Origin of the sequence: Bordetella bronchiseptica (assembly GCF_900636925.1) — a bacterium.
GTDB classification, from domain to species: domain Bacteria; phylum Pseudomonadota; class Gammaproteobacteria; order Burkholderiales; family Burkholderiaceae_B; genus Bordetella; species Bordetella pertussis.
The window spans coordinates 4456850-4476656 of record NZ_LR134326.1 but is presented as its reverse complement, the minus strand read 5'-3'; the positions used below and the strand labels follow the sequence as shown (position 1 = coordinate 4476656).

The following is a 19807-nucleotide window of genomic DNA, read 5'->3' as shown; positions in this document are numbered from 1 at the left end:
GTTTCAACGCCGGCTTCGGCTGGCGACGGCGTCGGCGATCGCCCGGGCGGCGTCCTTGTGCTCGTCGGCCGTCTGCACCATGCCCTGCATGGAGGCCGTCATCTCCAGCGTATCGTGCAGCGTCGCATGCGCGCCGAACTGCATCAGGCGCTTGGTCATGCGGGCGATGCGCGGGGGATGCCGCGCGATGCGCCGGGCCAGGGCGTAGGCTTCGTCGAGCAGGGTGGCGTGCGGCACCACCCGGGATACCAGCCCGATTCGTTCGGCCTCGCGCGCGTCGATGAAATCGCAAGTCAGGGCCATTTCCATGGCGCGCGACAGGCCCACCGCGCGCGGCAGGAACCAGGCGCCGCCATCGCCGGGCAACAGGCCGACCCGCAGGAACGATTCGGCGAACACCGCCTGGTCGGACGCAATCCGGATGTCGCACATCAGGGCGACGTCGCAGCCGCCGCCGACCGCGTGGCCGTTGACGGCCGCGATGGTGGGCATGGGCAGCCCGTGGATGGCCCGCGGGATGGCGTGCACGCGCTCCAGGTTCAGGTCGCGCGCGGCCAGCGGATCCTCGGGGGCGAAAACGCCGCGCCGCTCCAGCATGTCGTGCACGTTGCCGCCGGCCGAGAAGGCCTTGCCGGCTCCGGTGACGATCAGCACGCGCAGTTGCGGCGTGGCGCAGATCACGGGATGTATGGCGGCCAGGGCGTCCATCATCGCCAGGCTCATGGCGTTCTGGGTGGCCGGGTCGTCCAGGGTCAGCAGGCCTATGCCTGCTTCGTCGACCGAGAACCTGGCGTAGCAAGGGGAAGCGGGGGCGGGCGTCGTCATGGGCGGGCTCATGCGGTGGCGTGGGCGGCGGCCTGGCGGCGCGCGGTCGCCGCCGCCAGGGTCCGGTCCTGGCCGGACTGTTCCAGCGACTGCAGGTACAGGCGCCAGTTGTGCGGGTTGTGGGGCGCGCGGAACGAGCGGCGCGCCAGGTACGCAATGGTGTCGGGATGGGCGGGGGCGGCCCGGAACAGCGCTTCGGCGGTCAGGTATTCGTACACATCGCGCTGATCGTGGCTGCCGCCGGCCGCGTGCGCCACGTCGGCGCAGGCAAGCAGCGCGTCGGCGCTTTCCCGGTAGCGGCCCTGGCGGAACGCCAGCAGGGCGCCGACGATCGGCACGACGGCCTGGCGGTAGGCCTGGGCGTTGTCGGTGCCGCCGTGGCTGTAGCGCTCCAGCCGCTCGGCCAGGGCCTGGGCCTGCTGCCGGTGCTCGGGGTTCGCGCTGCTGCACAGCGCCATCGCGTAGTGCACGTCGGCAAAACCCATGACCTGGTCGTCGATGCGCGCGGCGCTTTTCTGCGCCACGGCTTCCCAGCGCCGGCCGACATCGACGCCGCTCAGTTCCAGCCGCATCAGCAGCGAGGCTTCGTTGCAGACATCCAGGTATTCCACCGAATCGGCCGCGAACACGGTGCGGTCGTACCAGTCCAGCGCGGCCTGCGCGTCGCCCTGTTCGAGATGGATCAGCGCGCGGTGCCAGTGGATGTGGTGGCGGAAGTTGTTGGCTTCGCTCCAGTGCCGCTCGTGGCGGGCGATCCACGCCAGCGCGTCGGCCTTGCGGTCGGTCGGCTCCAGCGCGTGCGCGACGGCATGCACCGCCCACGGATCGTGCGGCGTCAGTTCGAGCGCGCGCCTGCCGCTGGCCTCGCCCCGGGCCAGCTCGCCGGCCTCGACCTGGCCGAAGGCCATCATGCTGAGCATGTAGGGATACAGCGCGTCGTCCTCCGACCAGGAGTCGATGGCTTGCGCGATGCCGTCGCGGATGCGGGCGGAGCGGCCCAGGTAGAAGTAGCCGAAATGCGCCATCTTGACCGCCAGGATGTCGCGGGGATGGGCGCGGGCGATGCGCTCCCAGTGCTCGGTCGCCGCCTGCAGCGAGTCGCGCGACCAGCAGGCCAGGGCGTCCAGGTGCCGCTGTTCGCGTTCGGTGAGCGCGGCGCGCCCGGGCTGCAGGCCGGCCGCCAGCTGCGCGGCCTTGTCGGCCAGCGGGCGCAGTCCCATCAGCAGGTAGAAGTAGCCGCGCAGGATCAGCGCCATCGGCATTTGCGCGTCGTGCGCGAAGGTGGCCTTGAGCGCGCCGCCGATGTCGCCGTGGAACTGCAGATAGCGCTTGACGGTTTCGTCGAAGGCCTCGACCGCCTGCGCGTTGGCGGCCGTGAATTCCAGCCCTTCGCGATTTCGCTGCCGTGTCATTGCGTGCTCCCGGAGTCGTAGAACGCCTGGATGCCCGTGATGGCACGCCCGACGATCAGGGCGTGGATGTCGTGCGTGCCTTCATAGGTGTTGACGGCCTCGAGATTGATCATGTGCCGGATGATGTGATATTCGTCGGACACGCCGTTGGCGCCCAGCATGTCGCGCGCCACGCGGCTGATCTCCAGGGCCTTGCCGCAATTGTTGCGCTTGATGATGGAGATCGCCTCGGTCGAGACGCGTCCCTGGTCCATCAGGCGCGCGACCTGCAGGCTGGCCTGCAGGCCGATGGCGATTTCGGTTTCCATGTCGGCCAGTTTCTTCTGGACCAGCTGGTTCGAGGCCAGCGGCCGCCCGAACTGCGTGCGCGCCAGCACGTAGTCGCGCGCCTGGTGCAGGCAGGCTTCGGCCGCGCCCAGCGCGCCCCACGAGATGCCCAGGCGCGCCTTGTTCAGGCACGAGAAGGGGCCGCGCAGCCCCTTGACGTGGGGCAGCATGCGGTCCTGCGGCACGAAGACCTCGTCCATGGCGATGGTGCCGGTGATCGAGGCGCGCAGGGAGAACTTGCCGTCTATGCGTTCGGTCGACAGGCCCTGCATGCCGCGATCGAGGATGAAGCCGCGGATATCGCCGGCGTCGTCCTTGGCCCAGATCAGGAACACGTCGGCGATCGGCGAGTTGGTGATCCAGCTCTTGGCGCCGGACAGGCGGTAGCCGCCCGCGACGCTGCGCGCGCGGGTGGCCATGCCGCCGGGGTCGGAGCCATGGTCGGGCTCGGTCAGGCCGAAGCATCCCACCAGTTCGCCCGAGGCCAGGCCGGGCAGGTAGGTCTGCCGCTGTTCTTCCGAGCCGAACGTATGGATGGGGTACATGACCAGGCTCGATTGCACGCTGACCGACGACCGGTAGGCGCTGTCCACGCGCTCCATTTCGCGCCCGATCAGGCCGTAGCTGACGTGGTTGACGCCCGCGCAGCCGTACCCCTCGAGGGTGGCGCCCAGGAAGCCCAGCTGCCCGAGTTCCAGGAAGATCTTGCGGTCGAAGGTCTCGGTGCGGTGCGCATGCACGATGCGGGGAAGCAGCTGCTCCTGGCCGTAGGCGTGCGCGGTCGCCTGGATCATGCGCTCGTCTTCGGTCAGCTGCTCATGGAGCAGGAAGGGATCCTCCCAGACGAAGGGCTGGTAGTGCTGCTTGGTGTCGGGCGATGAGGTCTGCGTGTCCATGGTGTCCGTCTCGGGCGTATCGGTGTGGTTGCGGCGCCATCCGGCGTCAGGTTCCGGAGAACCTGGGCTTGCGCTTGTCCTGGAAGGCCTGCAGCCCTTCCTTGATGTCGTTGCTCAGGCCATAGCTTTCCCAGGCCACCACTTCGAGCCGCAGCGCCGTGTCCAGGGGCTGCTCGTAGCCGTCGTTGATCAGCTGCTTGATCAGGCGCACGCCCAGCGGCGAATTCTTGGTGATCTGGGCCAGCAAGGCCTGGACGGCCTCGGTCAACTGTTCGTCCGGGACCACCTGGTTCACCAGGCCGTACTCGGCCAGCTCCCGGGCGGGCAGCAGGTTGCCGGTGAACAGCAGGCGCTTGGCCAGGGCCATGGGGATCTTGCGCGGCAGGCGGATCGCCCCGCCGCCGCCCGGGATGATGCCGAAGTTGGCGTGCCCGTCGCCGATCTTGGCCGACTCGGCGGCGATGACCAGGTCGCAGGAAATGATCAGTTCCATGCCGCCGGCCACCGCCACGCCATTGACGGCCGCGATGGTCGGGTGCGGGAAGTTCTCGACGCGGCGGTACATGTTCTGGCAGAGGTTCAGGTAGGCGCGGAACTTGTTCATGTCGCCGCTGCCCACGGTTTCCTTGAAGTACTTCAGGTCGCCGCCGGCGCAGAAGGCGCGGCCCTGGCCGGTGAACACCAGCGCATGGACGTCGGCGCGCGCCTCGAGCAGCTGCAGCGCCTGGTCGATCTCGATGACGGTTTCGCGCGCCAGGGCGTTCATGGCGTCGGGGCGGTTGATGGTGATCCACGCGACGTGGTCGCGGACTTCCACCAGGATGGTCTTGGGCGTGAATTCGGACATGGGTTTCTCCTTCCCGTCTTATCGATACACTTCGAACAGTCCGGCCGCGCCCATGCCGCCGCCTACGCACATGCTGACGACCACCAGGCGCGCGCCGCGGCGGCGGCCCTCGATCAGGGCGTGGCCGACCATGCGCGCGCCGCTCATCCCGTACGGGTGCCCCACCGAGATCGCCCCGCCGTTGACGTTGAGCAGTTCGTTGGGAATGCCGAGCTGGTCGCGGCAGTACACGGTCTGGCTGGCGAAGGCCTCGTTGAGCTCCCAGAGGTCGATGTCTTCCATGCGCAGGCCGAAGCGCTGGAACAGCGTCCGGACCGCCAGGATGGGGCCGATGCCCATCTCGTCCGGTTCGCAGCCGGTGGCCACGAAGCCGCGGAACGCGCCCAGCGGTTCGAGGTTGCGGCGTTCGGCTTCCTTGGCTTCCATGAGGATGCAGGCCGACGAGCCGTCCGAGAGCTGCGAGGCATTGCCGGCGGTGATGGAGGTGTCCGGCTCCATCACAGGCTGCAGGGTCGCCAGGCCTTCGCGCGTGGTGTCGGGACGGTTGCCCTCGTCGCGCAGCAAGGTCACTTCTTCTTCGTAGGTGGCGCCGGTTTCCTTGTTCTTGCTCAGCTTGACGGTCGTCATCGGGACGATCTCGTCGTCGAACCGGCCGTCGCGCTGCGCCGCGGCCGTGCGCATCTGGCTCTGGAAGGCGTAATCGTCCTGCGCGTCGCGGCTGACGCCGTAGCGTTGCGCCACCACTTCGGCCGTGCGCAGCATGGCGTCGTAGGTGTGCGGTTTGTGGGCCTCGATCCAGGGGCTTTTCTTGACGCCGTTGTGGTGCTCGTCCTGGACGATGCTGATGCACTCCAGGCCGCCGGCGGCCATGACGGGCACCCGGTCCACCATGATGCGCTGGGCGGCGATGGCGATGGCCTGCAGGCCCGAGGCGCACAGGCGGTTGACGGTGGTGCCGCCCGTTTCGATCGGCAGGCCGCCGCATATGGCGATCTGCCGGCCGATGTTGTAGCCGGTGGCGCCCTGCGGCATGCCGCAGCCGATGATGACGTCCTCGATCTCGGCCGGGTCGACCTTGGAGCGGGCGATGGCGTGCCGCAGCGAATGGCCGCCCAGTTCGGCGCCGTGCGTCTGGTTGAAGGCGCCGCGGTAGGCCTTGCCTATCGGGGTGCGGGCGGTTGAAACGATTACGGCTTCTCTCATCGCTGTCTCCTTGTTGTGCCTGGGATGTGAGGATGGAGACGACTATATCGACGGCCGAAATCGGGCGGCAACCGACTATTTCGCAGCGGTGGCTCAGTTTTTCTCAGCCAGGTTTCTTCTGGTTGAGTTTTTGTAGGCCAGCGGGAAAAAAAGTCGTTTGCCGGCCGGGATGGCGCTCGCCGAACATGTGTGCGCCGGCCAAGCTGCCACCGCGAGACCTTCCGACGGGAAGCCCGCAATCCATAAAACAGTGACAGGAGACAACCATGATCCGCTCGTTACTTGTCGGGCTGCTGCTTACGCTCGGACCCGCGGCCGCTCAGGCCGCCGAAAGCCCGGACCGCTATCCGTCCAAACCCATCACCATCATCGTGCCGTTTTCCGCCGGCGGTCCGGCCGACAATGTCACGCGCTATATCGCCAACCAGCTGGGCAAGACCTGGAACCAGCAGGTCGTGGTCGAGAACCGCACCGGCGCGGGCGGGATGATAGGGGCCGAGGCGGCGGCCCGCGCCGCGCCGGACGGCTATCACCTGGTGCTGCTGGTGACCGGCCACACCATCATGCCCGGCATGCAGGCGAGCATGCCTTACCGGATGCCGCAGGACTTCACCGGCATCACCGTGGTCAACCGCGCGCCCAAGCTGGTGGTCGTGCACCCCTCGGTTCCGGTGGCCTCGTTCGCCGAGCTGATCGAGAAGGTCAAGCAGGAACCGGGCAAGTACGGCAGCTACGGGACGTCGGGCGTGGGCTCGATGGCGCACCTTTCCATGGAACTGGTCAACAAGCTGGCCGGCACCAAGTTCGTGCACATTCCCTACAAGGGCGGCGGCGCCACGCAGGCGGACCTGGTGGCCGGACGGCTGCCCATCGGGGTGCTGGACCTGGGCTCGGTGCTGCCGCACGTGCAGGCAGGCAGCCTGAAGGTGCTGGCGGTGACCAGCGACACCCGCTCGCCGCTGTTTCCCGACGTGCCCACCATCGCCGAGGTGATTCCGAACTTCCAGGCCACCGAGTGGTTCGGCATCGCCGGGCCGAAGGGCGTGCCGCCGGCGATCGCCGACAAGCTGCAGGCCGCCATCAAGGCGGCGCTCAGCACCCCGGAGGCCCGTACGCGCTACATCGAGGGACTGGGCTGGGAGCTGCCGGCGTCCACGCCCAAGGAGATGGACGAAGTCCTGGCTTCGCAGACCGTGAAGTGGGGCGCCCTGGTCAAGGAACTCGGATTGAAGGCTCAATGAGATGGACGCCGTGGCAATGAAATCCGTGACGCAGCTTACGGTCAACGCCGATCACCTGCAGGGCGCCATCGGCGCGCTGTTCAAGGCCAGGACCGTCGCCGTGGTCGGCATCTCGGCCGACCACGCGAAGCTGGGCAACGTCATTCTGCGCAACGTCGTCAAGAATGGCTTTGCCGGCAATATCTACGGCGTGTGCCGGGCTCCGGTGGAGCCCGGCGTCTTCGAGTCCGGCTACGAGCGCGTGCGGTTCGTGCAGGCGTTCTCGGAGATCGAGGAACCGGTCGATGTGGCGCTGTTCGCCGTGCCGGCCGACATGGTCGTGACGGCGCTGGCGTCCGTGCCGCTGGGCAGGCTGCGCCTGGCCGTCATCCTGGCCTCGGGCTTTACCGAAACCGGCGAGCGCGGGGCGTCGCTGGAGACCGCGCTGCGCCAGTACTGCCTGGAGACCCAGTTGCCGGTCGTCGGCCCCAACTGCCAGGGCGTGGTGGTGCCGGGCGTCAAGCTGCAGATGACCTTCAGCCCGATGTACAACCAGATGCTGGAGGGCAAGGTCGCGATCGTGTCGCAGTCCGGCGCGATGGCGGGCTACATGGCCAACAACCTGATGCGCCGCGGCGTCGGCCTGTGCTGCGTCGTCAGCTCGGGCAACGAAGCCGTCCTGACCGCCGCGGACTATATCCATGCGCTGGCCGACAAGCCGGAGTGCCGGGTCGTGCTGTGCTATATCGAGCAGATCAAGAACGGCCGGCATTTCGCCCGCAGCGTGCAGCGGCTGGGCCCCCAGCAGCGGATCGTGGTGGTCAAGAGCGGGCGTTCCACCGCCGGCGTGGCCGCGGCCAGCAGCCATACCGGCGCCATGGCGTCGGACGACCGCGTCATCGACGGGGTGTTCCGCCAGCTCGGGGTGGTGCGGGCGCGCGACAGCGCGACGGCCATCGATGTTGCCATGGCCCTGGCCAACGGCAGGCGGATGAAGGGCGGCGCGGTCGGCATCCTGTCGGTGGCCGGCGGCCTGGCCGTGGAGCTGTCGGATCTGCTGGAGCTGGACGGTTTTACCGTGCCGCCGTTCGATCCGGACACGCTCGAGCGCCTCAAGGCGAAGGTGCCCGAGTTCGGCGCCAGCCGCAATCCCATCGACCTGTCCGGCGCGATCCTGACGCAGGAGTCGCTGTTCGAAGAGGTGCTGAACCTGTTCGCGCGCGCCAGGAACCTCGACGGGTTCGCGATCATCTCGACGTTCATCCGCAATCCGGCGTTCGCGCACGCCATCGTCCGCATGTACCGCAGCACCGACAAACCCGTGGTGGTCTGCTGGACCGGCACGCCGGAGCAGACGCCGGAGTCGCTGGAGATACTGACCCGCAGCGGCATTCCGATCTATGGCGACACCGGCCGGGTGGCCCTGGCATTGCGGGCCATACGTGGCGACACGGACATCTCCTGAGGAACAGGCGTAGACATGAGCACAGCGATTTCCATGGCAGGGGCGGGTACGAAACTGGACGAGATCGATTTGCTGCTGCAGCAATGGATCGATGCCGGACGGCAGGTGGTGCACGAGGCGGACAGCAAGCGCATCCTGGCCATGGCGGGGTTCCCCGTGCCGGGCGAGGCCCGCGGCGGTCCGGCCGTCGTCAAGCTGTGCGCCGATGAGGTCTTGCACAAGTCGGAACTGGGGTTGGTGGCGCTCGACGTGGCGCCGGGCGACGTGGAGCGCGCGCGGCGCGAGCTGCAGGAGCGATCGCGGCGGGCCGGCGTGGCCGGCGGGGAAGTGCTGGTCGAATCCATGGTGGGCGACGTCCTGATGGAATGGTTCGTCGGCTGCCGCACCGACCATACCTTCGGCCCCGTCGTCGTGGTGGGCGCGGGCGGCATCTATGCCGAGCTGCTGGGCGCGCCCGAGATCCGCATGGCGCCGCTGTCAGCGCGCGATGCCGAGCGCGCGCTACGCCATCACAAGGCGTTTCCGATCATCGACGGCGCCCGGGGCAGGGAGCCCGCCGATATCGGCGCGTTCGCCGGGCTGATCGCGGATGTCTCGGAGTTCTACTACCGGCGCAGCCACCTGATCGCCGAGCTGGACCTCAACCCGGTCATGGTGCGCGGCCGCCACCTGGACCCGGGCATGGTCGTCGCCGACGCATCGATCATTCTGCAAAAGCCGACTTTCTGAGCGCGGCGGCGGTGTCGGTGGCGCGCGTCTTGTTGCGCTCCTGGACCATCCAGCGGCGGATCTGCTCGATGCGCGGGACACGCGCCGCCCGCTGGGCGTTGAAATAGATGTTGAACCCCATGTGGCTTTTGCGTACCTGGGGAAACGGCGCCACCAGCCTGCCCGATGCAATGTCGTCGGCGATGAAGGCGTGGATGCCGATGGCCATGCCCGCGCCCGACATCGCCGCGTTGTAGGCCAGGGTCAGGCTCTCGAACACCAGCGCGGGCGCCTGGCGCAAGGCGGGCTGCCCCACCGACTGGAGCCAGCGGTTCCAGTCCTGCGGGCGCAGCTGCGCGTGGATGAGCGGATAGCGCTCGATATCGTCGAGCCCCAGTTCGCCGCCATGCCGTTGCAGGAAGGCCGACGAACAGATCGGGAACGTCTCGACATCCAGCACGCGTTCGGCGGCCACGCCGCCGCTGCAGGCCTGCTCGGCGGCGGGATCGGGGCCCAGCTTGACGACGAAGTCGTAGTCGTCCGTGCTTTCGAGTTCGGGCGCCAGGGTGGTCTTGACGTTTATCTGCGTGCTGGGCAGCGCCGCCTGGACCTGCGCCCAGCGCGGGGTCAGCCAGTGCGCGGCGAAGGTCGGATGGCAGCAGATGCTCAGCCCGCGGTCGCCGGGATGCTGCTGGACGCGGTCCGTGGCGATGCCGATCTTGTTGAACGCTTCGAGAATGTCTTCGGCGAACGCCTTGCCTTGCGGCGTGATGGCCACGCCGCGGTGCGAACGCATGAACAGTTCGACGCCCAGGTAGCTTTCCAGCGATTTGACCAGGCGGCTGACGGCTCCTGGCGTGACGTGCAGCTCCGCGGCGGCCTTCAGGAAACTCTCGTGCCGCGCCGCGCTTTCAAAACTTCGCAATGCGTTCAGCGGCGGCATGCGCTGCATACGGGTCGTATTCATGTACGTCAATTCGCCTAACGAGCACTGGCTGGGCGACCACTGAAGGTGATTCGCAGGAATGATACGTACGGCAACGGAAAGCCGCGATACAGCTCGAAAACATGGTAGCAACATCGCGCTTTTGCGTCGATGCGCGCTGAATAGTGGAAACCCTTAGCAGGGCCGCAATGCGCTCGCGCAGCGGTTTGCGCGCGAGCGCCGCGATCACGCGCCGGCCGGCGCGTGCGGCTTCAGGAACCGGCAGACGTGGCGAGCGAATGCCGCCGGCTGGTCGTCGTGGATGTAGTGGCCCGCGTCGGCGATCTCCACCGCTTCGATGCGCGGGTTGAGGGCGCGCATGCGTTCGACCATGGCCGGTTGCAGGTAGTCGGAGCGGCCGCCGCGCAGCAGCAGGGTCGGACAGCCGATGCGCGCGACGTAGGCGGCCAGGTCCACCACGCGCGCGGGGTCGGGGTGCAGGCGCGTGCGGGCGATGCCGGCATGGTCGTAGCGCCAGACGTACCCGCCCTCGGGCGCGGGCTTGAGCATGCTTTCGAGGCGCTGCTGCCGAGCCTGCTCGGACACGCTGGGGCGCAGCGACCGCATGAAGTCGCTGGCGGCGTCCCAGGAGGCGAAGCCGGCCGGGGTCTCGGCCAGTTCGCGGCGGATGCGGCGCGCGCCGTCGCTGTCCTCGAAGGCGCCCGGTCCGGCGTCCTCGACCACCAGCCGGCCGACGCGCCCCGGATGGCGCGCGGCGTAGACGATCGCGTTGATGCCGCCCATGGAGTGGCCCAGCAGGTCGAAGCGCGCCAGCGACAGCTGGTCGGCCACCGCGGCCAGGTCAGCCACATAGGTATCGGTGTAGTAATTGCAGTCCGCGTCCCAGTCGGTCCGCCCGCGCCCGCGCTGGTCGAAGGCGATGACGCGGTATTCCGGCTGGAGCGCGGCCGCGATGCCCGCGAAGGTCTCCGCGTAGCCGCGGATGCCGTGCAGCATCACGACCGGCAGGCCTTGCGGGCTGCCCCATTCCGTGACGTGGAAGTCCAGCCCGGCGTGGGCGAGGCGGTAATCGCGGCGTTGCATGGCGGGCGGGTTCCGGCGAGCGTGTTCAGTTGAGGCCGTCATGGCCCTGGACGTCGCAGGCGGCGAGTCCGCCCAGGCGGGCGTTCAGGCGGCCGCGCGTGGCGAAGGCCCAGATCAGGACGACCTCGTCGCGGTTGGGGCCGTCGTTGAACTGGGCGCTGACCGTATCGTAGTGGGACCGCACGTAGAGCGCATCCTTGTGGGCCAGCGGGATGTCGATGATGGTGCCGGGGCCGCCGCGCTTGCCGGTGGAGGGCACCCACGATTTCGCGCCGCCCAGCGCGTCGCGCACGGGGTTCGCGGCGGGGTTGGTGAGCAGGGCGTTGCCGTGCTCGTATTCGCCGTCGGCGCCGACCAGGCAGGCCTTGCCGTAGCTGGCGATGGCCTGGCCTTGCGCGGCCTCGCGCACGCGCCGGCCGAACTCGGCGCCCAGCCCGGGCGAGGCGTCGATCCACAGCGTAAGGTCTTCCACGTATTTGCCGGCGTACGGATTGTGGATGCACGCGGCCAGGACGATTTTGCGCAGCGGCTCGCCGTCTGCGGGCGCGCCGGTCTCGCCGGCCAGGGTGTCCTCGACCTGCAGATACCATTTGCGGATGTGGTAGACGCTGAAGTTGGGCGTTTTCATTGCTGCTCTGATGAAAGTGGAAGGGGGCGTGGCCGCCCGGTCAGATCGATTGGGGATGGGCATGCACCGGGGCGACGTGGGGCGTCCACGCGACCGAGGTGATCTCGCTGAAATCGCGCCATTCCTTGTACCAACTGCGTCCGCCGTCGGTGGAGCGCAGCAGGTGGCCGTACTTGGTGCCGGCGAACACCAGCGCGGGATCGCTGGGATGGGCGCCGAACGCCCATACGGTCGAGTTGGGCGCGGTGTGCAGCAGCGCGGGCGCCCAGCTCCGGCCGCGATCCTCGGACCGGTAGATGCGGGTGCGCGTGCCGGGCGTGCCGTCGCCTACCGCCAGCAGCAAGGTCTGGCCGGCGGCATCGAGCGGATAGACCGCGCGCGTGTAGTACAGGCCGTCGAAGCGCTCCCTGGATGCCTGGCAGTCGAAGCTGCGCGCCTCGTCGACGCTTTGGCAGACCGAATTCACCGTCACCACGATCTGCGTGGCCGGCTGGCCCGAGGCGGCGGGCAGCAGGGTGATGCTGTGGATGTCCGAGTTGTTGATGCCGCGCCCGGGCGCATCGATGCGCTCCCAGGTGTCGCCGGCATCGGTGCTGCGCCAGGCGCCGCCTTCCTCCACGCCGAACCAGACTTCCTCGGCCCGTTCGGGGTGGGCGCAGACGGTCAGGATGCGCGGCCGGTGCACGCCGCTGCAGAACTCCGGCAGTTCGGGGCTGAGCTGCTCCCAGCTCTGGCCGCCGTCGCGCGAGCGGTACATGCGGGCGCGCGAGGGCGCGCCGGAGCCCGCGAACACCAGGCGCGGATCGCGCGGGCTGAAGGCGACGGACCAGATCGTCTGGCCGTTGGCGGGCGAGTCGACGAGGCTGAAATGCGCGCCGCCGTCGGTGCTCAGGCAGATGCCCGCGTCGGCCCCGGCCAGCACGCGGGCGGGATTGGCGGGGTCGACCGCCAGGCTGCGCACGGTGCCGTCGAATTCGATGGCTTCCTTCAGGCCCAGGCGGTGCCAGCTGGCGCCATTGTCATTGCTGCGCAATATGCCCTGGCCGGCCGTGCCTACCAGAATGGTTCCCTGCATATCGGTCTCCTGTCGATGCGGTCGTGTTCATGAAGGCGCCGTGTGCGGCGCCTCGGGCGTGACGTGATGGATGCGCCTGGGCGTGGCGGCAGGGCCGCGCGCCCAGGTTTCCCCTAGTAGGACAAATCGTGCATCGCTGACAGAATTGTAGTACTGAATTTGTTTAAAGTGAATATATCGTACTACCAGAGCGGATTTTTCATCGTTCGGGTGGACGCAGGGCTTTTCCAACACTCTTGAGGATGCACGGGCATGAAGTTCTATCACGAGGTGCGCGGCTGCTCGCTGGCCGTCGATATCGTCGCGCGCGAGCTGGGGCTGGCGCTGGACCTGCAGTGGGTCGACATGGCCAATAAGCGGCTGGCCGACGGGTCCGATTACCTGAAGGTCAATTCGAAGGGCACGGTGCCGACGCTGGAGCTGCCCGATGGGCAGTTCCTCAGCGAAGGCGCGGTGATCATGCAGTACCTGGCGGACCAGCGGCCGCAGCAAGGCATGCTGCCGGCCGCCGGCACGCTGGCGCGCTACCGGGTGCTGGAGTGGATGAGCTTCATCGCCGCAGACCTGCACAAGGGCGGCTTCATGCCGCTGTTCAAGGCGATCACGCCGCCCGAGTACCGGCGCATCGCCCGCCAGTACCTGGACGGCCGCCTGCAGTGGCTGAACGATCAGCTGGCGGGCCGCGAATTCCTCATGGGCGAGACGTTCACCATCGCCGACGCGCATTGCTACACGATCGCCATGTGGACCCGCGCGCACGACATCGACACGAGCGCATGGCCGCACCTGGAAGCCTACCTGGCGCGCGTGGGCGCCCGGCCCAGCGTGCGCGCCGCCGAGCAGGCCGCGCGCGACGAAGGCGAGCGCCAGCGCGCGGCCGCCGCCCGATGAGGCCATTTTTCAAACCCTGGATGACACGAGGTAGCGCATGAACTGGACCAAACGCATTGCCATTGTGCTGGCCGGCCTGGCGGCCGCGCCGCTGGCCCTGGCGGCCGATCCCGCCGCGCCGTTGAAGCTGGTCGTCGGCTTTCCGCCTGGCGGCGGCACCGACGGGGCGGCCCGTATCGTGGCCGAGCACTTGCCGCAGCAGCTCGGCCGCCCGGTGGTGGTCGAGAACCGCGCCGGCGCGGCCGGCACGCTGGGCGCGCAGGCGGTGCGGCGCGCGCCGCCGGACGGCAATACGCTGTTCTTCGGCACCAGCGCCGAACTGCTGATCAACCCGATCACGCGCAAGACCGCGCCCTACGATGTGCAGAAGGACTTCATGCCGGTCACCGAAGTCGGCAGCGTGGCGTTCGTGCTGGTGGCGCCGGCCTCCTCGACCGTGCGCAGCGTGCCGGACCTGATCGCCGCGGCCAAGGCGCGGCCGGGCAAGCTGAATTTCTCGTCGTTCGGCATGGGCTCGACCAATCACCTGATCGGCGAACTGTTCCTGTCGACCACGGGCATCTCGGCCTCGCACATCCCGTACCAGGGCAGCGCCCAGGCCATGACCGCGCTGCTGGCCGGGGACGTGAATTTCACCTTCGATACGGTGGCGGTGGCCCAGCCGCACATCCAGTCGGGCAAGCTGATCGCGCTGGCCACGCCGTCGCCGGCGCGGCTGGCCGAGCTGCCCGAGGTGCCGACGCTGCGCGAGCTGGGCTACGCGGACCTGACCGCCGAAGGCTGGATGGGGATCTTCGCGCCGGTGGGCACGCCGCCGCAGGACATCGCCAGCCTGAACGCGGCGTTCGCCAAGGTATTGGCGTTGCCCGATGTGCGGGCCAAGCTGGCGGCGCGCGGCGTGGGCATCGTGGGCGGCTCGCCCGAGCAGTACCGCGACAAGCTGGCGACCGAGAGCCGCAAGTGGCGCCAGGTGGCGCAGGACTCCGGCATCTCGCTGGAATAGCGGCGTGCCGCATGGGCCGCGCAGGCGCGGCCCATGGACGTGCGCTCAGCCGCCCAGGCCGTCGGGCCGGGTGGCGAGCACCTTCTGGTAGATACCCAGGGTGTCCAGCAGCGAATCCTGCAGCGCCTGCGGCGACGAGCCGACCCAGTCGTAGCCCTGCCCGGTCATGCGCTGGCTGGCGGCGGCATCCTTGCCCAGGCTGGCGGCAAGCGCCGCGATGGCCTCGCGCCGCGGGGCCGGCGTGCCGGCCGGCGCGAACAGCCCGAACCAGCCGCTGAAGTCCAGTTGCGCCACGCGCTGCTCTTCGAAGGTCCTGGCGTCGGGGAACACGCGCGTGCGCGTCTTGCCGGTGACGCCCAGCACCCGGACCTTGCCTTCGCGCGCCAGCCCTTCCAGCGCGCTGCTGGTGAGAAACACCGCGTCGATATGGCCGCCCAGCAGATCGGTGGCCGCCTGGCTGGAACCCTTGTAGGGCACGTGCGAGAGCCTGGCGCCGGTCGATTGCGCCAGCAGCAAGCCATACAGGTGCGCCGAGGAACCGGTGCCGAAGGTGCCGTAGGTCAGGGCCTGCCCGCGCGCGTCGGCGACGAAATCATCGAGCGTTTTCCAGCGCGACGTGCTGGCGACCGCCAGCACATTGGCCGTGGTGGCCAGCAGCGTGACGGGGCTGAATTCCTTGACGATGAGGGCCGGATCGGCCTTGGCGATGAGCGGGCCGAGCGCGTGGGTGCTGGAGGTGCCCAGCAGAAGGGTCGCGCCGTCGGGCTGCTGGCGCGCGACGTGGCGCGCGGCGATGGCGCCATTGGCGCCGGGTTTGTTCTCGACCACGAAGGTCGTGCCGGGCGCGCGCGACTGGGCGAAGTGGGCGAATTCGCGGGCCAGCTGGTCGGCGCCGCCGCCCGGGGCGAACGGCGCCACCAGGGTGACCAGGGACGGCAGCGCGGCGTCCTGCGCCATGGCGGGCCGGGTGCGCACCAGGGCGCCGCTTGCCATCAGGCCCAACAGCCCGATGTTGAATGTTCTTCGCTTCATGACCGCAATGCTCCTTGGGCAGGGTGGCGGCCCGAGCGGGATGCGCCCGCGCGCTGGCCGCCAAGAATGTTGCTTGGCGGCCAAATCGTACTACGAAATTAATAAAAAAATCTATTTGGTACTACGATTTAAGTTGCCAGCCTCAGGATTGGCGGCTGCGCAGCACCTGCAAGGCGGTGCGCGAAGCCTGGCGCACGTGGTGCAGCGCGGCCTTGCCGGCGGCGATTTCGTCGCGGGCTTTCAGGGCCTCGAAGATCTGGGTCAGTTCGTAGAGCGTCTCGGGCAGGCGGCTGGGCTCGGACAGCGACGTGCGGCGCAGCAGCACGATGCGGTTGTGCAGCTGGCGCAGCATGTTGCCCAGCAGGCGGTTGCCGCAGCCGGCGGCGATGGTGTCGTAGAACGTATCGCTGAGCGCCAGCGTGCGCGGGATGTCGCCCTGGCGCGCCGCCTCGCTGAGCGCGTCGAAGGCGGCGGCCAGCGTTTTCATGTGGCCACTGCCGGCGCGCAGCGCGAAGCCGGTGCAGGTCTGCGCTTCCAGGATGCCGCGCACCTCGTAGATTTCCTCGGCCTCTTCGTAGCTGAGCACCGCCACCACCGGTCCGCGGTTGGGCACGATCTCGATCAGGCCCTCGGCCTCGACCTGGCGCAGCGCTTCGCGCACCAGGGTACGGCTGGCGTTGAGCAATTCCATGAGCTCGCGTTCCTTCAGCCGTTCTCCCGGCATGAAGCGCCCGGAAAGAATCGTCTTGCGCAACGCGTCCTCGGCCTGGCGCCGCAGGGGCATCGAGGCCTTGTCGTCGGTCGCGCCGTCGTGGGGCACGTCGGGTTCCATCATTCTCATCTACTCGCATCAAGGGGGCAGCCCGGCAGATAGTAGTGCAACGGGTCCGCGCCCGTCTCGTGCGCCGGTGTTGTGCCGAAGCCGATTTTTCATTTATCATATTTTTGGAATTGAATTCCATAAAATAGAAAACTGGCGGTCCGGCAGCCATCTGCCGGAGGCGCGGCCCGCGCCGCCCGCCGCTTGCGACCATCACCTGAAAGGATCCAGATCATGACGACAGTGCATAGCGCGACTCCCGAGGAAACCAGGCGCCTGTTGCAGCAGCTGGGCGTAGACCCGGCGCGGTACGACGGCGGCACGCTGGAGGTGCGCTCGCCGATCGACGGGCAGGCGATCGCGCGCCTGCCCGAGCTGACGGCCGAACAGGCGCGCGCCCGCGTGGCCGATGCGCGCCAGGCTTTCCTGGCCTGGCGCAAGGTGCCGGCGCCGCGGCGCGGCGAGCTGGTGCGCCTGCTGGGCGAGGAGCTGCGCGCCGCCAAGGCCGAGCTGGGCCGGCTGGTCAGCATCGAGACCGGCAAGATCCTCTCCGAAGGCGAAGGCGAGGTGCAGGAAATGATCGACATCTGCGACTTCGCCACCGGCCTGTCGCGCCAGCTGTACGGCCTGACCATCGCCACCGAGCGCGCCGAGCACCGCATGATGGAAACCTGGCATCCGGCCGGCCCGGTGGCCATTATTTCGGCCTTCAACTTCCCGGTGGCCGTCTGGGCCTGGAACGCGGCCATCGCGCTGGTGTGCGGCGACTCGCTGCTGTGGAAGCCTTCGGAGAAGGCGCCGCTGACGGCGCTGGCGACCCAGGCGCTGCTGGAGCGGGCCCTGGCTCGGTTCGGCGACGCGCCGGCCCATCTTTCGCAGGTGCTGATCGGCGGGCGCGAGGTCGGCGAGGCGCTGGTCGACGACCCCCGCATTCCCATCGTGTCGGCGACCGGCTCGACGGCCATGGGCCGCAAGGTGGGGCCGAAGGTGGCCGAACGCTTCGGCCGCTCCATCCTGGAGCTGGGCGGCAACAATGCCGCCATCATCTGCCCGTCGGCCAACCTGGACCTGGCGCTGCGCGGCATCGCCTTCTCGGCCATGGGCACGGCCGGCCAGCGCTGCACTTCGCTGCGCCGCATTTTCGTGCACGAACAGATCGCCGATGACCTGGTGGCGCGCCTGAAGCAGGTCTACGAATCGGTCGCCATCGGCGATCCGCGCGACAGCGGCACCCTGATCGGTCCGCTGCGCGACCAGGCCGCCTTCGACGCCATGCAGCGTTCGCTGGCCGATGCGCGCGCGGCGGGCGGCCGGGTGACCGGCGGCGCGCGCGAGCCGGTCGGGGGCCACGACCAGGCCTATTACGCGCGGCCGGCCCTGGTCGAGATGCCGGCCCAGAGCGAGGTGGTCGAGCGCGAGACCTTCGCGCCCATCCTGTACGTGATGCGCTACCGCGACCTGGACGAGGCCATCGCGCTGCAGAACGACGTGCCGCAGGGGCTGTCGTCGTCGATCTTCACCAACGACCTGCGCGAGGCCGAGCGCTTCGTGTCGGCCGAGGGCTCGGATTGCGGCATCGCCAACGTCAACATCGGGCCTTCGGGCGCGGAGATCGGCGGCGCATTCGGCGGCGAGAAGGAGACCGGCGGCGGGCGCGAGGCCGGCTCCGACAGCTGGAAGGCCTACATGCGCCGCACCACCAATACGGTGAACTATGGCAATGCGCTGCCGCTGGCGCAGGGCGTGAAGTTCGACGTGGCCTGACCGGGAAGCCCGCGCCATGAAACCCGATACCCGGTTGGTGCACCTGGGCCGCGATCCCGAGCGGTTCGAGGGGCTGGTGAACATTCCGCCGTGCAGGACCTCGACCTTCCTGCACGCGTCGGTGGCGGATTACCAGGCGGCGGCGTCGCGCAAGCAGGACAGCCTGTACTACGGCCGCTTCGGCAGCCAGACCAGCCGGGCGCTGGAGGCCGCCTGCACCGAGCTCGACGGCGGCCATGGCGCCATGCTGTTCCCGTGCGGGCTGGCGGCCATCACGCGCGTGCTGGGCAGCCTGCTCGAACCGGGCCAGCATCTGCTGATGGCCGACACGGTGTATGGGCCGGCGCGGGCGTTCTGCGAACAGGAGCTGGCCCGGCTGGGCGTCGAGACCACCTGGTACGCGCCGGACGCGGACCTCGACGCGCTGGTGCGGCCCGCCACGCGCGTGATCTACGGCGAGGCGCCCGGTTCGCTGACCTTCGAAATGCAGGACCTGCGCGCGCTGGCCGAGGTGGCGCGCCGCCACGGCCTGGTCTCGGTGGTGGACAACACCTGGGCCACGTCGTGGTTCTGCCAGCCGCTGGCGCTGGGCATAGACATCAGCATCCAGTCGGCCTCCAAGTACATCGTGGGCCATTCGGACGCGATGCTGGGCGTGGCGGTGGCCAACGAGGCACAGTTTCCGGCGCTGCGGCGCGCGGCCGCGCAGTATGGCAACGCCGTCAGCCCGGACGATTGCTATATGGCGCTGCGCGGGCTGCGCACGCTGGGGGTGCGGCTGGAGCGCCACCAGGCCAGCGCGCTGCGCGTGGCGCAGTGGCTGCGCACGCGCGCCGAGGTCGAGCAGGTGCTGCATCCGGCGCTGCCCGACAGCCCCGGCCATGCCTTGTGGCGGCGCGATTTCTCCGGGGCCAGCGGCCTGTTCGGCGTGGCGTTTCGCGCCGGCGACGACGCCGCGCTGGCGCGCTTCGTGGACGATCTGCGGCTCTTTGGCATCGGCGTGAGCTGGGGCGGGTTCGAAAGCCTTGCCTTGCCCAGCCATCCGGTGCGCAATACGTCGGCGGCGGCCCTGGGCGGCCGGCCGCTGGTGCGCCTGCACATCGGCCTGGAAGACCCGGACGACCTGATTGCCGACCTGGCTCGCGCGCTGGACCGCCATATGGCGGCGGCGCGCGGCTGACTATCAATAACGATGAGGGGAATGCAGCAAATGAGCGATATCCAGTATGTCGAGACCAGCCCGCGCTACAGCAAGGCGGTCATCCACGGCGACACGGTGTACCTGGCCGGCCAGGTGGCCGACGACCCGGGCGGTACGGTGCAGGACCAGATGCGGCAGATCCTGGCGCAGATCGACGCGCTGCTGGCGCGTTGCGGTACGGACAAGTCGCGCCTGCTGTCGACCATGGTGCTGCTCAAGGACATGCGCGATCTCGAGGCGATCAATCCGCTGTGGGACGCCTGGGTGGTGCCGGGCCGGGCGCCGACCCGCACGCCCAGCGAGGCGCGGCTGGCCTTGCCGGGCTACCTGGTGGAAGTGCAGGTGACCGCCGCGCGCTGAGCGCCGCCTCTTGCGGCCTGCTTTTTCCAGCCGCCCAGCGCGGCTTTCGGCGCTGCGCATCGCGTGCGCCGCGCCGCGCGGAAAGTCGTGGAAACCGCGTC

At 68.9% G+C, this 19807-nt stretch carries 19 protein-coding genes; 8 read left to right on the top strand and 11 right to left on the bottom strand.

The window, feature by feature from the left end; genetic code table 11:
- Window positions 1-3: 3 nt before the first annotated feature.
- The 5 genes from EL288_RS20890 to EL288_RS20870 are packed head-to-tail and all read right to left on the bottom strand — an operon-like array spanning window position 4 to window position 5510.
- A complete protein-coding gene (locus EL288_RS20890) occupies window positions 4-825 on the bottom strand; it encodes an enoyl-CoA hydratase-related protein (protein WP_042143145.1) in 822 nt (273 codons plus the stop codon).
- 8 nt (window positions 826-833) lie between these two features.
- Complete coding sequence (locus tag EL288_RS20885) at window positions 834-2237, bottom strand: tetratricopeptide repeat protein (RefSeq protein WP_015064566.1); 1404 nt, start codon at window positions 2235-2237, stop codon at window positions 834-836.
- Window positions 2234-3460, bottom strand: coding sequence for an acyl-CoA dehydrogenase (locus EL288_RS20880; RefSeq protein ID WP_003808068.1), 1227 nt, complete (start codon window positions 3458-3460; stop codon window positions 2234-2236). Before EL288_RS20880 ends, EL288_RS20885 begins: the two co-directional genes overlap by 4 nt.
- Window positions 3461-3506: 46 nt before the next feature.
- Entirely contained in the window at window positions 3507-4307 is an 801-nt protein-coding gene (locus EL288_RS20875) for an enoyl-CoA hydratase/isomerase family protein (protein WP_003808069.1), read from the bottom strand.
- A gap of 18 nt (window positions 4308-4325) precedes the next feature.
- On the bottom strand, window positions 4326-5510 hold the full coding sequence (locus EL288_RS20870) for an acetyl-CoA C-acyltransferase (protein WP_003808070.1): 1185 nt from the start codon (window positions 5508-5510) through the stop codon (window positions 4326-4328).
- Window positions 5511-5776: 266 nt separating this feature from the next.
- Between EL288_RS20870 and EL288_RS20865 the strand changes: the two genes are divergently transcribed.
- From EL288_RS20865 to EL288_RS20855, 3 genes are read left to right on the top strand one after another with little or no spacing between them, the layout of a single operon-like run.
- Window positions 5777-6751, top strand: a complete 975-nt coding sequence (locus EL288_RS20865; protein ID WP_033458315.1) for a tripartite tricarboxylate transporter substrate binding protein — start codon at window positions 5777-5779, stop codon at window positions 6749-6751.
- A 16-nt stretch (window positions 6752-6767) separates the two neighbouring features.
- Entirely contained in the window at window positions 6768-8195 is a 1428-nt protein-coding gene (locus tag EL288_RS20860) for a CoA-binding protein (RefSeq protein ID WP_230591445.1), read from the top strand.
- A gap of 15 nt (window positions 8196-8210) precedes the next feature.
- Entirely contained in the window at window positions 8211-8924 is a 714-nt protein-coding gene (locus EL288_RS20855) for an acetate--CoA ligase family protein (protein WP_003808073.1), read from the top strand.
- Here the strand turns inward: EL288_RS20855 and EL288_RS20850 are convergent.
- The 4 genes from EL288_RS20850 to EL288_RS20835 form a co-directional block, all read right to left on the bottom strand.
- Window positions 8899-9870: a LysR family transcriptional regulator gene (locus tag EL288_RS20850; protein ID WP_226376496.1), complete on the bottom strand. Its 972-nt coding sequence runs from the start codon at window positions 9868-9870 to the stop codon at window positions 8899-8901. The genes EL288_RS20855 and EL288_RS20850 overlap by 26 nt on opposite strands.
- A gap of 204 nt (window positions 9871-10074) precedes the next feature.
- Complete coding sequence (locus EL288_RS20845; RefSeq protein ID WP_003808075.1) at window positions 10075-10932, bottom strand: alpha/beta fold hydrolase; 858 nt, start codon at window positions 10930-10932, stop codon at window positions 10075-10077.
- Window positions 10933-10957: 25 nt separating this feature from the next.
- The gene (locus EL288_RS20840; protein ID WP_003808076.1) at window positions 10958-11560 is read right to left on the bottom strand and encodes an amino acid synthesis family protein; all 603 of its coding nucleotides are present in this window, start codon (window positions 11558-11560) and stop codon (window positions 10958-10960) included.
- 40 nt (window positions 11561-11600) lie between these two features.
- Window positions 11601-12635, bottom strand: a complete 1035-nt coding sequence (locus EL288_RS20835; RefSeq protein ID WP_003808077.1) for a WD40/YVTN/BNR-like repeat-containing protein — start codon at window positions 12633-12635, stop codon at window positions 11601-11603.
- A 252-nt stretch (window positions 12636-12887) separates the two neighbouring features.
- On the opposite strand from EL288_RS20835, the gene gstA reads away from it, so the two are divergent.
- Together gstA and EL288_RS20825 are read left to right on the top strand one after the other, a co-directional pair.
- Window positions 12888-13526: a glutathione transferase GstA gene (gene gstA, locus EL288_RS20830; protein ID WP_003808078.1), complete on the top strand. Its 639-nt coding sequence runs from the start codon at window positions 12888-12890 to the stop codon at window positions 13524-13526.
- 37 nt (window positions 13527-13563) lie between these two features.
- Window positions 13564-14529, top strand: a complete 966-nt coding sequence (locus EL288_RS20825; protein ID WP_003808079.1) for a Bug family tripartite tricarboxylate transporter substrate binding protein — start codon at window positions 13564-13566, stop codon at window positions 14527-14529.
- A gap of 45 nt (window positions 14530-14574) precedes the next feature.
- Here EL288_RS20825 and EL288_RS20820 read toward each other — a convergent pair whose 3' ends face one another.
- A complete protein-coding gene (locus EL288_RS20820; protein ID WP_003808080.1) occupies window positions 14575-15561 on the bottom strand; it encodes a tripartite tricarboxylate transporter substrate binding protein in 987 nt (328 codons plus the stop codon).
- A 142-nt stretch (window positions 15562-15703) separates the two neighbouring features.
- The gene (locus EL288_RS20815; RefSeq protein WP_225665731.1) at window positions 15704-16396 is read right to left on the bottom strand and encodes a GntR family transcriptional regulator; all 693 of its coding nucleotides are present in this window, start codon (window positions 16394-16396) and stop codon (window positions 15704-15706) included.
- Window positions 16397-16615: 219 nt separating this feature from the next.
- On the opposite strand from EL288_RS20815, the gene amaB reads away from it, so the two are divergent.
- From amaB to EL288_RS20800, 3 genes are read left to right on the top strand one after another with little or no spacing between them, the layout of a single operon-like run.
- Window positions 16616-18145, top strand: a complete 1530-nt coding sequence (amaB, locus tag EL288_RS20810) for an L-piperidine-6-carboxylate dehydrogenase (protein WP_003808082.1) — start codon at window positions 16616-16618, stop codon at window positions 18143-18145.
- A 16-nt stretch (window positions 18146-18161) separates the two neighbouring features.
- A complete protein-coding gene (metC, locus tag EL288_RS20805; RefSeq protein WP_003808083.1) occupies window positions 18162-19325 on the top strand; it encodes a cystathionine beta-lyase in 1164 nt (387 codons plus the stop codon).
- Between the two features lie 30 nt (window positions 19326-19355).
- Window positions 19356-19706 carry a RidA family protein gene (locus EL288_RS20800; protein ID WP_033458313.1) on the top strand — a complete coding sequence of 117 codons (351 nt, stop codon included), beginning with the start codon at window positions 19356-19358 and terminating at the stop codon, window positions 19704-19706.
- The last annotated feature ends 101 nt before the right edge of the window (window positions 19707-19807 follow it).